At 62.3% G+C, this 13,949-nt stretch carries 12 protein-coding genes; 7 read left to right on the plus strand and 5 right to left on the minus strand.

Features of this window, described 5'->3' with window-relative positions; genetic code table 11:
- Positions 1-11 precede the first annotated feature (11 nt).
- Genes HMPREF2760_RS07230 through HMPREF2760_RS07240 form a run of 3 tightly spaced genes read right to left on the minus strand, consistent with a single transcriptional unit; the run spans position 12 to position 3,024 of the window.
- Positions 12-944 (minus strand): S41 family peptidase, encoded by a 933-nt coding sequence (locus HMPREF2760_RS07230; RefSeq protein ID WP_070596951.1) that lies wholly within the window; start codon positions 942-944, stop codon positions 12-14.
- Positions 941-2,341, minus strand: coding sequence for an FtsX-like permease family protein (locus HMPREF2760_RS07235; RefSeq protein ID WP_042532379.1), 1,401 nt, complete (start codon positions 2,339-2,341; stop codon positions 941-943). The genes HMPREF2760_RS07230 and HMPREF2760_RS07235 overlap by 4 nt, the downstream gene beginning before the upstream one ends.
- Complete coding sequence (locus HMPREF2760_RS07240; RefSeq protein WP_070522705.1) at positions 2,338-3,024, minus strand: ABC transporter ATP-binding protein; 687 nt, start codon at positions 3,022-3,024, stop codon at positions 2,338-2,340. The genes HMPREF2760_RS07235 and HMPREF2760_RS07240 overlap by 4 nt, the downstream gene beginning before the upstream one ends.
- 110 nt (positions 3,025-3,134) lie before the next feature.
- Here HMPREF2760_RS07240 and HMPREF2760_RS07245 point away from each other — a divergent pair, with 110 nt between their 5' ends.
- The 7 genes from HMPREF2760_RS07245 (at position 3,135) to HMPREF2760_RS07275 (ending at position 11,928) form a co-directional block, all read left to right on the plus strand.
- A complete protein-coding gene (locus HMPREF2760_RS07245; RefSeq protein ID WP_070522701.1) occupies positions 3,135-3,824 on the plus strand; it encodes a sensor histidine kinase in 690 nt (229 codons plus the stop codon).
- Between the two features lie 3 nt (positions 3,825-3,827).
- Positions 3,828-4,484 (plus strand): LuxR C-terminal-related transcriptional regulator, encoded by a 657-nt coding sequence (locus HMPREF2760_RS07250; protein ID WP_070522697.1) that lies wholly within the window; start codon positions 3,828-3,830, stop codon positions 4,482-4,484.
- A gap of 132 nt (positions 4,485-4,616) precedes the next feature.
- Positions 4,617-6,623 carry a hypothetical protein gene (locus HMPREF2760_RS07255; protein WP_070522694.1) on the plus strand — a complete coding sequence of 669 codons (2,007 nt, stop codon included), beginning with the start codon at positions 4,617-4,619 and terminating at the stop codon, positions 6,621-6,623.
- Positions 6,624-6,659: 36 nt separating this feature from the next.
- The gene (locus HMPREF2760_RS07260) at positions 6,660-6,962 is read left to right on the plus strand and encodes a rhodanese-like domain-containing protein (RefSeq protein WP_070532213.1); all 303 of its coding nucleotides are present in this window, start codon (positions 6,660-6,662) and stop codon (positions 6,960-6,962) included.
- Positions 6,963-7,097: 135 nt separating this feature from the next.
- Positions 7,098-7,427 (plus strand): type II toxin-antitoxin system HicB family antitoxin, encoded by a 330-nt coding sequence (locus HMPREF2760_RS07265; RefSeq protein WP_070596952.1) that lies wholly within the window; start codon positions 7,098-7,100, stop codon positions 7,425-7,427.
- Positions 7,428-7,488: 61 nt separating this feature from the next.
- Positions 7,489-7,965, plus strand: a complete 477-nt coding sequence (locus HMPREF2760_RS07270; RefSeq protein WP_070522684.1) for a MarR family winged helix-turn-helix transcriptional regulator — start codon at positions 7,489-7,491, stop codon at positions 7,963-7,965.
- Positions 7,966-11,928, plus strand: a complete 3,963-nt coding sequence (locus HMPREF2760_RS07275) for a Pls/PosA family non-ribosomal peptide synthetase (protein ID WP_070596953.1) — start codon at positions 7,966-7,968, stop codon at positions 11,926-11,928.
- Positions 11,929-12,009: 81 nt separating this feature from the next.
- Here HMPREF2760_RS07275 and ppk2 read toward each other — a convergent pair whose 3' ends face one another.
- Positions 12,010-12,909: a polyphosphate kinase 2 gene (ppk2, locus tag HMPREF2760_RS07280; RefSeq protein WP_070522677.1), complete on the minus strand. Its 900-nt coding sequence runs from the start codon at positions 12,907-12,909 to the stop codon at positions 12,010-12,012.
- Between the two features lie 443 nt (positions 12,910-13,352).
- Complete coding sequence (locus HMPREF2760_RS07285) at positions 13,353-13,532, minus strand: PorH family porin (protein WP_070522674.1); 180 nt, start codon at positions 13,530-13,532, stop codon at positions 13,353-13,355.
- Between the last annotated feature and the right edge of the window lie 417 nt (positions 13,533-13,949).

The raw sequence follows: 13,949 nt of genomic DNA on the forward strand, positions 1-13,949 counted from the left end.
CCGCAACGTGCTTAGGAACCACAGTGGGAGGCAAGCCAACCATCGAGCTCCGATTCCGGGGCATCGGGGGCGATGGGGTCCTCGGCGAATTCCTCGCCCGTGCGCGCCTTGTCTTTGGCCGTGGTGAGCATGAGCGAGCGGCCATCCGGATAATCCAGAACCACGTTCGCAGAGGCGTAACCGGCGGTCGGCTCGCCGAAGGTGCGCACGTTATCCAGGCCGCGGAAGGCCAGGAGGGTGGCCTCTCCGGAGGACGCGGTTTCGTCGTCGGTGAGCACGGCGACGGGGACCTCAAGCTTGCCGCCCGATGTGGTGGTGGGCGTGCCACCGCCGGTGACAGAGTTGCCGTCGATGGTGACCTCTGAGGTTCCCATGCGGCTGACGAAGGAGAGCGCGGGGCCGTCCGGCAGCAGCGGGCTGAGCCCCGCGTACATGGGCCCCATGTCACCGCCGCCGTTGCCGCGCAGGTCCACCACGGCAGCGCACGCCTCCGGGTGGGCAGTCAGGCCTTGAGCCAAGGTATCGGCGTAGGCCTGGCCGTCAGCGTGGCGGCCAATCGACGGCACGGTGGCGCGCAAGACGCCGTCGTCAAAGTCGACGGAGGGATCGGTTCCCTCGATGGCCTTTTCTTTTTCGGCGCTAAAGACGCTGGAGTGCTTGCCGCCTGCGGCGTCAATGGCGGCATCGAGGAGATCCGGGTTCGTGGGGTCCTCCTTAAAGGCCTCACGGGCGCGCTGGAATTCTTCGCTTTCGCCGTAAATGCCGGTGAAAGCTGCGGTGTCCACCATCGCGGTATTGATGCGCTTCTCGCTGGCGTTGAAGAGGAATACGGGTTTGCCCGCAAACACCCCGCCATAGGAGGGGCCGAAGAAGTACACGGCCGCGACCACGGCGATGAGAGCAACGACGAACAGGCCACCGAAGATTTTCAGTACCGTTTTCATTCTTTTCGCCGTCCCGTGCGCAACACGTAACCGCGGAGAGGCTCCACAATCACGATGGCAAGGAGCGTAACCAGCCAGCCCACTGCCAAGAAGCCGAAGGCCATGAGCAGGCGGGCGAGTACATTGACGTCGCTTGACTCGACGCTGGAGAAGAACATCAGCGAGGCAATCCCGCCGCCAAAGAGGAAGCCGAAGAAACTCAATCCCACGACGGGCCCCATGACCGCAAGCGCGCCGGACCGGAACTGGAAGCCACGCGGCACGCCCATGAGATCCAGGGAGCGGATGAGCTCCTTGTCCTCAAAAATGCCGGAGACCTGCCCCAGGATGATGGACATGGTGGTCAGCGTGAAGCCAAAGATGAGGGTCAACACGACACCGGTGGAGATGTCTTTGAACACCACGTTCGTTCCGGGGTCTTCCTTGAGCGACAGAGCCAGGGCATCGGAGCCCAAGGGCGCGGTAACGAGGAATCCCGCCAAGTAACCGAAGAAGCCGATGGCAGCACTCCGCCTCCACGCGGGGCGCGCATTACCCGCCACGCGCTGGCAGGCCACGAAGTGCGCGGTACCCGGGAAGAGGGACAAGATGTGCGCGCCGAGCTGCAGGATGAAGGGAGCGATGAGGTTGATGCTCATCAGCATGCCGAACATAACCACGATGACCATAGCGGTGGGCGGGCCCGCCTTGCCGAAGAGGAAAGCCCCGCCGACCGCCACGATGACAAGGAAGACGATGGCGCGCCACCAGCGGTAAGCCGCGGGCATCTGACGCTTAGCCACGCCCAGCGGGCTCACCCGCACCCGGCGCATGCCGACGAGTGCTGCACCGATGGCCAGCAGAAAGAGCACGCCGGCCACGGCCAGATAACCCCACCAGGGCAGCAGAATCTCAGGCAAAGAAATGGAGCGCATCTGGAAGTCCAGCTGGGTGAAGACCGGCGCGATGAGCTGGCTGATCAGCCCGCCGAGCACGATGCCAATGATGGCTTGCAGGCCCGTCTCCACGATGGCCATGCGCTCCACCTGGCGGGAGCTCAATCCCAACAGGCGCAGGGTGGCCAGGCGCTGCTCCCTGCCTGAGGCGCCGAGGACAGCGGCTTGGGCTGTGAGGTTAAACAGCGCCGGAAGAATGAAGGCGCAGGCCAACAGGGCCAGAGCAAACCACGAATACAGGAAGAACTCAATCTCGTTGCCGAAGGGCTCCTTGAGAGCCGGGGCGGCGTCCTCGACGTGCTGGGCGCGTTCCCAGAACATCCAGGTGCCACCCGCAACCAGGAAGGCGATGGCGGAACCAATGGTCAGGCTCACAATCGCCAGCACCGAGACAATTCCAGTACCGGAGCGCGCGCGTATCGATTCGCGCTGCAGGTCAAAGACCAAGGTTGCGGTGTTCATCGAATCACCCCAAGGCGGCGGTCGTCGTGGATGATGCCATCGCGAATCTCCACGCGGCGCTGCATCCAGTCGGCCACCTTCGGGTCGTGCGTGACCATGACCAGGCTCGCACCCGACTGGCGCACGATGGTGGTGAGCATCTGCATGACCTCATGGCCGGTGGACTGATCCAGCGCACCGGTCGGCTCGTCGGCGAAGACAACGCCCGGGTTCGCCACCAGCGCACGCGCGATGGTCACGCGCTGGGCCTGGCCACCGGAGACCTGCGCCGGGCGGCGGTCCGCCAGGCCGCCCAGGCCCAGCTGGTCCAACAGCTCCAACGCGCGCTTGCGGGCGGCACTCCGCCCCATACCGTTAAGCATGGCGGGCAGTGCCACGTTATCCACGTTGCTCAGCTCCGGCAGGAGCTGACCATCTTGGAAGACGAAGCCGAAGTTGCGAAGGCGGAGGCGGGAGCGGGGGGCGTCGGAAAGCGCGGAGAGCTCCTCGTCCCCGTAGCGCACGCTGCCGTGCGTGGGGGTGAGCACTCCGGACATGCAGTGCAGCAGCGTGGACTTGCCGGAGCCAGATGGCCCCATGACGGCCACGAGCTCGCCCGGTTCAATGTCGAGGGAGATTCCAGCGAGCACCGGGCCGCCGCCGAAATCCTTGGTGATGTCTGTCAGGGAAAGTGTCTTTGCCATGTCTCTCATTCCACCGTGAAGGGCCCGCAGAAAGAACAGCCCTAGCGTTACTCTTTACGGTAGTGCCAGCGCTACCCCTGCCATCGGTGGCGCCCGTTATGCTGTGAACCGTGTTCCGAAGAAAGCCCCAGACCACCCACGAACAGCAGCAAGCGGAGAAGATTGCGCAGCTCACGGCCTCGCGCCGCGCCATCGCAGATGCCTATGAGGTGGAGCGCGCCCGCATCGAGCGCGACTTGCACGACGGCGCGCAGCAATACCTCGTGGCTGCGAGTATGAAGCTGGGCGAGGCGCTTCTCGACGCCCCCTCTGACCTCACCGAGCTCCTCACCGCCGCCAAGCAGGACGTGGACCGCGGCCTGAATTCCCTGCGTACGACGGTGCACGGCATCCATCCACAGGTCCTGCAGGATCACGGTCTCGTTGCCGCGCTTGCCGACGTCTCCTCTTCCCACGGCCCCCACGTCAGCGTCTTCGCCCCGCATCCGCTGCCGGAGCTCTCCGCCTCGGTGCTGGCGTGTGGCTATTTCTTCGGTGCGGAGGCGTTGACCAACGCGGCGAAGTACGCGCCGGGCGCCCCGGTTTCTGTTTTGGTGACCGCGGATGCCTCATTAAAGATTGCGGTGGTGGATGAGGGCCCAGGCGGCGCACAGGTGGTACCCGGCCACGGCCTGTCAGGGATGGCCGAGCGACTTGCTGCCTTTGGCGGGGAGATGACGCTATCCTCGCCCCCGGGCGGCCCGACCAGGGTGGCGTGCTCGATTCCTCTTCTTCTCGATCGCGGACAGTCAGGAGTTTAAAAAATGAGCTTAAGGATTGTGGTAGCGGATGATTCCGCCATTCTGCGCGAGGGCCTCGCGGGCCTTTTGGAGCGCCGCGGCCATTCAATTGTGGGCCAGGCAGATTCCGCCCCTTCGCTCGAGGCCGTGGTAGACCAACTTCGGGATGAACTTCCGGACATCGTCATCACGGACGTGCGCATGCCGCCGGGCATGGGCGACGATGGTTTGAAAGCCGCCGTGAACTTAAGAAACGCATACCCGGGTCTGCCCGTTATGGTGCTCTCTCAGTATGTGGCCCCCGCATACGCGGTCGAGCTCTTCGACTCCCCCGATGCCGGCACCGGCTACCTGTTGAAGGACCGCGTCTCCGAGGTGCGCGACTTCCTGGCCAGCTTGGACGTGGTGGCCCAAGGCGGCACCGTCATCGACCCCACCGTGGCGCAGGCTCTCATGAGCTCCGGGCGCAGCGGCCTGGGCGAGCTCACCCCGCGCGAGCGCGAGGTGCTTGAACTCATGTCCCGCGGCAAGTCCAACAAAGACATCGCCGCCGAGCTCGTCCTTTCTTCCGCCGCGGTGGCCAAGCACGTCTCCAATATCTTCACCAAGCTGCGTTTAGATCCCAGCGAGGACAACCGCCGCGTGAAAGCCATTCTGGAGTACCTCTCAGCGCACCGCTAAAGCCCGCGCCCGCCCACCGTCCACACGAGCGCCCTGACAGAGACCATCCACAGGATCCCAAGGAAACTGTGACGCAAGACGCATAAGCTTGTCCGTGCCCTTACCCAACCCACTCTGGAAGGACCCCGCTTAATGGACGTGCAGCTCAACATCGTGCGCTTTAACCGAGAAAAGATTGCTGACCATGACTATTTTCTGGAGTTAATTCAGACGGAAGGGCTGGACTCCTTCCGGAAGCCGGATCCAGAAATGGAAGAAGCATCGGCCGCACTCTCCAAACTCTTCGGACAGGACGTGCCCGCGCATTCGGCCGTCACGGTCACGATGGATTCGAGCGATTTAGAGCTCCAAGAAAAGCTAGCTTTGCTGGCGTATTACCACGGCTTGACTGTCTTCATTGGAACCACGGACATCCTCTTTAATGCGACTGGAATCCCCACGAGCAGCAATGGCCTTTCCTCAATCAGGAACTGCATGGGAACTATGTGGCGACAGGTCAGCAGACCTATGCTTGATCGCGCCTTTGAGGACGCCCTGCGCCTGCCGGTGTCCGAACAGACGTGGATTCAGGTAGCCAACTATGGCTCGGAAGAACGAAGCTACGGCCTCGAAATATCCATGCACCTGCGCGCAAGCGGGCAGTTCGAACTGATATGGTCCAGCCTCCCTCCAGAGGCCACTGAACCGGTATTCCGCACGCTCACTGTCGATACTTATGAAGAAGCACGAGAGATTCTGCTTTCTTTCAGCGACCACAACCCGTTGATCGAAGAACTTGCGTGGGAACCGTTGCCTCAACGTGAATCTAAGCCAATCCTGGATGCTTCAGTCCGCCACGAAACACCCTGGCGCCGGCTGGACGCAGTGAAGGAGCTCCCCGCAGGCGTGATGGTCCACCTACACAAATGGCCAACGTTTTCCCTGGCCTACGGCCGCAATGCTCAAGGACAGTGGACCGCGAAGGTTTACGATAACCTCGGCACCGACAATGTGCAGACCTTCGACATCGCAGACGAAGTCATCGCAGTGGCGGAGCACTATTTGGACGGCAACGGCGAGATGATTTCCACGGTCTTCCCGGACTCTTCATCTTCGGATCCGGCACCGTACACCACGGTCACCGCAATGGAGCTTCCGGAGCGCGAGGAGCAGTGGACAGAAGCATCAGTATGCATGATGCACCGCATCCGTGCTGACCATAATGGCGAGCCCAGCCCTCGGATGCAGAAATATATTGAGAGGATTAACTCAAAGCTCGGAAGCGAAATCCTCCTCGCCGAGGAGCACGTGGAGGCACAAGCACTCACTCGGCTGCTCATCCCTGCCGACGTCAGGTCGGTCACGATAGAGAGGCTTACTCATCTGGCGCAGGATCATGGCATTTCGCTTGTTGTCGACGATTCCCTGGCACTGTACAACCCGTCGGGCAAGCCGCTTCCGGGGGCTGAGAGCTGCCAGTTGAAGCTACTCGCGGATAAGTTGTATGTGAACACCTGGGAGGTGGCTACATCCTCCTCCGTACTCGAAGCGGGGCTTCGCCTCTTCACAGGATGGAGGCTTGAGGTTCGATCCGGGAGTCAGGTGGACTTCCAAGAGCGTTATACCTTGGAAACAACCTATACAGGCGACAACGTTTCGCTTGACCTTGTCACCCCCGACGGGAACCTACACGAAATCCCATCCATCCCACTGCCCCTTGCTCTGGATTTGATGGTTGAATTCACCTACTCCCCGGCGCAGTTGGTGGACAAAGTGAATTGGCAAGATCAGAAGTCGTCCTCAGATATCCCTGAGGAAGAGCGCTTCATGGTCAACGCCACGGTCTTCGGCTCAGCTGCGTATCTTTTCAACGATGACCTTCTCGAGGCAGTTCGCCAGGACGGCTTCCCCGAAGTGGGAGCGTGGGTAGCGGCCTTTGACCGAATAGTCCCGGGCGACTACTGCCAGGTCGACCGCGTGCAACCCTCAGAAACAGGAGCGGCACGCTACCTCGTCGAATGGGGCCACAACAACGGTGAGGAAGAAAACTTCCAGATGCTCCTTGAGGACATCGACGAAGCCTTGTCCCTCCTTGAACGGTTTGTGAACGGGGACCGCGCAGAGTTTGAAGCCCTTCCCTGGACGCGGCGAGTGGAGTAACAGCACTAGGCCCTATACCTGACTAGGGTATGGGGCATGAGAAACGTAACGCCACAGGAAGTACCTGAGAACGCCCAGCTTATCGACGTCCGCGAGGACCACGAGTGGAACACCGAGCACGCCCAGAGCGCCACGCACATCCCGATGGGCGAACTAGTTGATCGCATCGACGAGATTGACCCGGACCAAGACATCTACGTCATCTGCCACCTAGGCGGGCGCAGCATGCAGGTCTGCCAGTACTTGGAGCACACCAAGGGCTGGGACGTCATCAACGTCGAGGGTGGAACGGATGGTTGGAAGGCCCAAGGCTGCCCTATGGTTTACCCAAACCACTAGTGGTACCATTTGCGGTACCATACAGGTGTGGTTTCCAAGATAGAAAAGATCCTCACAAAGATGCGGGCCTCACGGACAAACGTCCGCTTCTCAGAGCTGCAACTTGTATGTGACTTCTATTTCTAGGAGCAGATCATGAATCTCGCAGACAGATACACCTACCAAACCGCTTGGTCAGAAGAAGATGGCGAGTTCGTTGCCACAGTCCTAGAGTTCCCTTCCCTGTCATGGCTGGATGCTACTGCGACCACCGCAGAAGCCGAGTTGCGCAGCGTCGTCGAAGAAACTCTAGAAGATATGCAACGCAACAATGAACACATCCCAGAACCATTCGGACAGCGAAGCTACTCGGGGAAGTTCAACCTCCGCATACCTCAGTCACTTCACCGAGACCTGACCATCGAAGCAGAACGGGAAGGCGTTTCTCTCAACACACTCATCGTGCAGAAGCTAGCCTCAGCCTGAAACTAGTGGGCCACAACCCATAATTTAGGCATGCCACCGTAGGCGCGTTAGAATCATCGGCATGCCTTCATTGAATTCTGTTTCCATCCCTACCGCACTCCTGGAGTCCCCCTCCTTCCAGCTGGAGCGCCTCCGCCGCCGCACCCGCGAAGGCGTCGAGGCCGCGCTGCAAACACAGCGGACTACCTTGCGCGAATACTGGGTGCTCACCTGCCTCGTTGCAGAGACCGCGTCCTCCCAGTCCGCCCTGTCGGAAACCCTGGCCATCGACGCCTCCGACATGGTGCGCCTCCTCGATTCACTGGAGTCCCGCCATTGGGTCAAGCGTGAGCGTGACTCCAAGGACCGCCGCCGCCAAATCATTGCCTCCACCAAGAAAGGCACCAAGGCCCACAAGGAGCTTGCGGTCTTGGTGGCGAAGGCGGAGGACGAGGCCCTCGACGAGTCCACCAACAAGCAGCTCAAGCACCTGCGCAAGCTGGCCACCGCCATCATCGCGGCCGACGCGCCCGGTGATGCAGAAAGCAGTGATGCCTAAATGACGGAGCCCGATAATCTTCCTAGTACCGGAGGCCGCCACGCCCTCCAGGCGGACGAGCCCGAGACCCCAGCAATGCCCGAGGTTCCCGCGCACTACCTCCTAGGTTCCGAGGCCGCACCGGCGCGCACCCTGTGGGACGTCGTGCGCACCACAGCAGAGAACTACCCCGAGGCTGCCGCCCTGGATGACGGTGAGATCCTGACCTACGCCGAGCTGCTTGCCGACGTCTCCGCCTGGGCCACCGAGCTCCACGCCAGCGGTGTGCGGCGCGGAGACCGCATCGGCATCCGCATGACCTCCGGCAAGCGCGAGCTCTACCTGGCCATCCTGTCCACGCTCGCCGCCGGCGCGGCCTACGTGCCCGTCGACGCCGACGACCCCGATGAACGCGCCGAGATGGTCTTCGGCGAGGCCGACATCGACGGTGTCTTCACCGACGAGGGCTTCCGCATGCTCCGGGAAACATCAGCCTCCCGTAGCGGCGAAGGCGACACCACCCCCTTCGACGAACCGCGTCCAGAAGACACCGCGTGGATCATCTTTACCTCCGGTTCTACGGGCAAACCCAAGGGCGTGGCGGTGAGCCACCGTTCCGCGGCCGCCTTCGTTGACGCCGAGGCAGCCCTCTTCCTGGCGGATAACCCGCATGGCCCGCTCGGCCCGGACGACCGCGTTCTCGCGGGACTCTCCGTAGCTTTCGACGCCTCCTGCGAGGAAATGTGGCTGGCCTGGGGCCACGGCGCCTGCCTGGTCCCGGCCCCGCGCTCCCTAGTGCGCTCCGGCATGGACTTAGGTCCCTGGCTCATTCGCCGCGACATCACGGTGGTCTCCACCGTGCCCACCCTGGCTGGCCTGTGGCCCGCCGAGGCCCTGGATAATATCCGCCTCCTCATCGTCGGCGGCGAGGCTTGCTCCCAGGAGCTGGTGGACCGCTTGGCCACCGAAGACCGCGAAATGTGGAATACCTACGGCCCCACCGAGGCCACCGTCGTGGCCTGCGCGCAGCGCATGCTGCCGGGCCAGCCCGTGTCGATCGGGCTGCCGCTGAAGGGCTGGGACCTGGTGGTCGTCGACAAGCACGGCGTCCCCGTGAACACCGGTGAGGTGGGCGAGCTCGTCATCGGTGGCGTGGGCCTGGCCGCCTACCTGGACCCTGTCAAGGACGCGGAGAAGTACGCGCCGCTGGAGTCCCTGGGCTGGGAGCGCGCCTACCGCACAGGTGACCACGTGCGCCTTGAAGAGGACGGCCTGTATTTTGTGGGCCGCGTTGATGATCAGGTGAAAATTGGCGGCCGCCGCATCGAGCTCGGTGAGGTCGAAGCCAACGTGGCGGCCCTTCCCAACGTGTACAACTCCGCCGTGGCCGTGCAGAAGACGCCGGGCGGCGAGTCCGTGCTCGTCGGTTACGTGTCGCTGGAGGAGCCCACGGTGGGCTTCGACCACGAGGCAGCGCACGCCCGTCTCGCGGAATCCATGCCGGCGGCGCTCGTCCCCCGCATTTGTGTCATGGAGGAGCTGCCGATTCGCACCTCCGGCAAGGTGGATAAGAAGGCACTGCCATGGCCGCTGCCGGGAGTGGGCGTGGAGGCAGAAGGACTCAATCCCACCGAGCAGTGGTTGGCGGAGCTGTGGGTGGACACCCTGGGCGTATCTGTGGAAGACGTCAACGCTGACTTCTTCTCCCTCGGCGGCACCTCCCTGGCCGCGGCGACCTTGGTCGGCCGCATCCGCGAGCGCTTCCCCACCGTGGCCGTGCGCGATCTCTACGACCACCCTCGCCTGGGCTCGCTCGCGGAGCAGCTTGCCGACGCCGAATCCGTCGAGGACTCCGGCCCCGCCCGTGAGGTAGCGCCCGTGCGCGCCGGCACGCGCATCGCGCAAACGCTCATCCAGATCCCGGTGATGACTATGGCCGCCACGAGCTGGCTGGCTTGGTTGCTCTTGGGCTCCAACGTAGCGAACCTGCTGGGCGTGGACTGGGCCATGACTACCCCGTGGTGGCTGGTGGCCATCCTGCTCGTTGTGTTCGTCACCCCGGTTGGGCGCATCCCGCTGGGCGGTTACGGCGCGCGGCTTATCACCGCCGGCATCACGCCCGGCGAGTACCCGCGCGGCGGTTCAACACACCTGCGCATTTGGACCGCTGAGCGCTGGGTCAATGCCATAGGCGCCAGCTCCCTGGCGGGCGCTACCCGCGTCAATAACTATGCCCGCGCCTTGGGCGTGAAGATTGGCCGCGGCGTGGACCTTCACTCATTGCCACCCGTCACCGGCCTGCTGACCTTGGGCAAGCACGCCGCTATCGAACCGGAAGTGGACCTCACCGGCTACTGGCTGGACGGCGACATCCTCCGCGTCGGTGCCATCGAGGTCAAGGAAGGCGCGCGCGTGGGTGCGCGCTCCACGCTGCTGCCGGGCACCGTCGTGGGCAAGTACGCCCACGTAGAGGCCGGCTCCACCGTGACGGGGCGCAAGAAGGTCAAGGACGGCCAGCGCTGGTCCGGCTCCCCCGCGAAGAAGGTGGGCCGCTCCAAGCACCGCTTCCCGTCCCATGCCCCGAAGCGCCGCCCGCTATGGGTTCCTGTGTATGACTTCACCTCCGTCCTGCTAGCCTTGCAGCCCATTGTGGCACTGGCGGTCGGCGCGGCTGTCGTCGTTAGCCTCATCGCGCTGACCGATGGCTCCGCCTTCGTCGGCTCCGTCTTCTTCGCGCCGCTCGGCGCCCTGGTGGCATTTGCTACTTATATGCTGCAAACCTGGCTGGGTGTGCGCTTGCTTTCCATTGGCATCACGCCCGGTGTTGCACCGGTGCGCTCCGCCAAAGGTTGGCGCTTGTGGACCATCGAGAGACTCATGGATGAGGCGCGCACTCAGCTCTTCCCCATCTATGCCTCACAGCTCACCCCGGCGTGGCTGCGTTCCTTGGGCGCCAGGATTGGAAAAGACGTGGAGATTTCCACGGCCGTCATGGTGCCCAAACTCACCGAGGTCAAAGACGGCGCCTTCCTGGCGGATGACACCATGATTGGCGGCTACGAGCTCGGCGGCGGTTGGATGCTCACCGGTGAGACCAAGGTGGGCAAGCGTTCCTTCGTGGGCAACTCTGGCATCACGGGTCCGGGCCGCAAGCTGTCGAAGAACTCGCTGGTTGCCGTGCTCTCGTCGACGCCGAAGAAGACTAAGTCCGGCGCCAACTGGTGGGGTTCCCCGCCGGAGCGCATGCGCCGCGTCGAGGCCCACGTGGAGGGCGTGCAGGGCGAGTCCCTCACCTATAACCCAGGCTGTGGGGTCAAGGCCGCGCGCGGTGCGATTGAAACCATGCGCCTGTTGGCGCCGATGACCTCGGCCATGCTGCTGGCGGGGACCCTGGCATCGCTCTACGCGCTTGCCGACGCCTTCGGCATCGCCGCCGCCTGGGCCCTCGGAGGCCTCGTCCTCATGGTGGCGGGCGCTATCGCGATGACGGTCACGGTAGCCGCGAAGTGGATCTGCGTGGGCACGCAGACCGCCGGCGACCACCCGCTGTGGTCTGCCTTCGTGTGGCTCAACGAGCTGCAAGATACCTTCGTTGAGGCGGTTGCTGCGCCGTGGTTCTTTAGCCACACCTATGGCATGGGTGAGATCAACCTGGGCCTGCGCGCGCTGGGCGTCAGGATTGGCCGCGGTGCGTGGATCGACTCCTACTGGTTCCCGGAGACCGATCTCTGCGTCGTGGGCGACGGCGCTTCCGTCGGCCCGGGCACCGTGGTGCAGACCCACCTGTTCCAGGACCGCGTGATGAGCCTGGACACCGTGACCATTAAGGCCGGCGCGACACTTGCCTCGCATTCGGTGGCGCTGCCCGCTTCGGTCATCGGCAGCGTGGCTACGGTCGGCCCCGGCTCCTTGGTGATGCGCGGCGACCAGGTCCCGGGCAATTCCGTCTGGCAGGGCAACCCGATTGAGCCCTGGAAGAAATAGATAAACAGAAAGGAGGCGGCAGGTTTTCCTGCCGCCTCCTTTTTATGTCTGACTCGCTAATGAGCGGTCGGGGTGCCGTGACTAGTCACCGATCTGGTCGCGTCCGCGCTTCACGATCTTGTCATCCACCTGACCAACGACCTCGTGGTCCTTGTTGGTGTATTCAAACTTCGAGAGCACGTAGCGCATAGCGTTGATGCGGGCGCGCTTCTTATCGTTGGACTTAATGGTGATCCACGGCGACTCTTCAGTATCCGTGTAGCGGAACTGCTCTTCCTTCGCGCGGGTGTAGTCATCCCACTTGTCCAGGGAAGCCAGGTCCATGGGCGACAGCTTCCACTGGCGGACCGGGTCAATCTGGCGGATGGCGAAGCGAGTGCGCTGCTCCTTGCGGGTCACGGAGAACCACAGCTTGGTCAGCGAAATACCCGAGCCAAGAATCATGTTCTCCAGCATCGGCACCTCACGCAGGAACTCTGCGTGCTGGGACTCTGTGCAGAAGCCCATGACGCGCTCCACGCCGGAGCGGTTGTACCAGGAGCGGTCGAAGAAGACGATTTCGCCGCCACACGGGAAGTGCTCGATGTAGCGCTGGAAGTACCACGAGGTGGACTCGCGCGGGGAGGGCTTCTCGAGTGCCACGGTGCGTGCACCACGCGGGTTGAGGTGCTCGTTGAAGCGCTTGATGGTGCCGCCCTTACCAGCGGCGTCGCGGCCTTCGAAGAGAATGATGTGGCGCTGGCCGGTTTCCTTGGTCCAGTTCTGCCACTTCAGCAGCTCAATCTGCAGGGAGCGCTTAATGGACTCGTACTCGTCACGCGTCATGCGCTCCTCGTACGGGTAGTTCTCGCGCCAGGTTTCAACCGGTGAGCCATCCGGCATGATGAGTGAGGGATCGTCCTCATCGGAGTCATCGACGACGTAGCCGTCGGTCTGCGCAAGGTCGATCTCGGGGAGTTCGTCGTCTTTAATGTCAGCCATACCATTAATTCTATCTAGGAAGCAGGCATCTGGCTCGATAAAACGATTTGGAGCCGCGCAATTTACCCCCATAATGCCCGACAGGCGGCAGCCGCCACCCAGAATGTACGTTTCTAACAAACAGTGCCCCCAGAATTCGAGAATCTGGGGGCTTATTTGATCGATCCGTACACGCCACCGCCATGGCCAGGCGGGCGGGCAGGTTCTGGATACAGGAAACCCCGCTGCCCAAATGGGTCAGCGGGGTCAACGCTTAGTTCTGCGTGAGCAGCGTGGTGCTTAGAGCAGGCCGATCAGCTTGGAAGCGCCGTCAGCCATGGTGCCCAGACCGTAGAAGATGTTGAGCAGGAGGCCGATGATGCCGGTGGAAGAAAGGGTACCCATTTGAAATCTCCTTGGGATTGAAAGTGTGTGTTTAGTGCTTCCCTATGAAGGGAGCGAGCTTACTTCTTGGAGGACAGGCCCTCGAGAGCGGAGGTGTCCGGCTTAACGTCGTAGTTGTCGGCGGTAGCAGCGCCGGAGATGAGATCGAAGACGCTAGCGAAGCCGGTGAAGAGCTTCTTGATACCGTCAGCGAAGTCAGCGAAGTTGCCGAGCTGGTCACCGATGAAAGAAAGATCCATTGTGGTCTCCTCTTGTGAAAGCCGGGTCAAAAATGCCCGGAGGGGTTTGCAGTTTGCAGACACCCTCAACGGGCGTCACACGGAACTATTCTGGCACACCTCCCCGACTTTGCAAGTGCATTCGCAAGTGATTTTCCGCGTAAAGCACTGTAAAAATCGGGCCTTCACCGCACGTATTTTATTCACCATTTGTTAACCTAGGCAGCAACAATGCGCCTATCTGCACAAATAAACGACGGTGGGTTTCCTGCCTCAAAAAATCTTCGTCGAAACGTAACGCAAGCCCCTAAAACTGCGATTCATAGGACCGATTTACGGGGTAAACTCGCGACATTTTTCTCGCGATCGCATCGCGTTTTACCCCTATCCGGGGGAGCTAAAGGGGCTCTTCCGGTTTCGGGGTGCGTAGCGGGGTGA

Source organism: Corynebacterium sp. HMSC065D07 (genome assembly GCF_001810695.1).
In the GTDB taxonomy this organism is placed as follows: Bacteria; Actinomycetota; Actinomycetes; order Mycobacteriales; family Mycobacteriaceae; genus Corynebacterium; species Corynebacterium hesseae.

What these genes read in the sequence shown, in the direction of transcription:
- HMPREF2760_RS07230 (WP_070596951.1), bottom strand. Translation starts at nt 944, where the DNA reads ATGAAAACGGTACTGAAAATCTTCGGTGGCCTGTTCGTCGTTGCTCTC.
- HMPREF2760_RS07235 (WP_042532379.1), bottom strand. Translation starts at nt 2,341, where the DNA reads ATGAACACCGCAACCTTGGTCTTTGACCTGCAGCGCGAATCGATACGC.
- HMPREF2760_RS07240 (WP_070522705.1), bottom strand. Translation starts at nt 3,024, where the DNA reads ATGGCAAAGACACTTTCCCTGACAGACATCACCAAGGATTTCGGCGGC.
- HMPREF2760_RS07250 (WP_070522697.1), top strand. Translation starts at nt 3,828, where the DNA reads ATGAGCTTAAGGATTGTGGTAGCGGATGATTCCGCCATTCTGCGCGAG.
- HMPREF2760_RS07255 (WP_070522694.1), top strand. Translation starts at nt 4,617, where the DNA reads ATGGACGTGCAGCTCAACATCGTGCGCTTTAACCGAGAAAAGATTGCT.
- HMPREF2760_RS07260 (WP_070532213.1), top strand. Translation starts at nt 6,660, where the DNA reads ATGAGAAACGTAACGCCACAGGAAGTACCTGAGAACGCCCAGCTTATC.
- HMPREF2760_RS07265 (WP_070596952.1), top strand. Translation starts at nt 7,098, where the DNA reads ATGAATCTCGCAGACAGATACACCTACCAAACCGCTTGGTCAGAAGAA.
- HMPREF2760_RS07270 (WP_070522684.1), top strand. Translation starts at nt 7,489, where the DNA reads ATGCCTTCATTGAATTCTGTTTCCATCCCTACCGCACTCCTGGAGTCC.
- HMPREF2760_RS07275 (WP_070596953.1), top strand. Translation starts at nt 7,966, where the DNA reads ATGACGGAGCCCGATAATCTTCCTAGTACCGGAGGCCGCCACGCCCTC.
- ppk2 (WP_070522677.1), bottom strand. Translation starts at nt 12,909, where the DNA reads ATGGCTGACATTAAAGACGACGAACTCCCCGAGATCGACCTTGCGCAG.
- HMPREF2760_RS07285 (WP_070522674.1), bottom strand. Translation starts at nt 13,532, where the DNA reads ATGGATCTTTCTTTCATCGGTGACCAGCTCGGCAACTTCGCTGACTTC.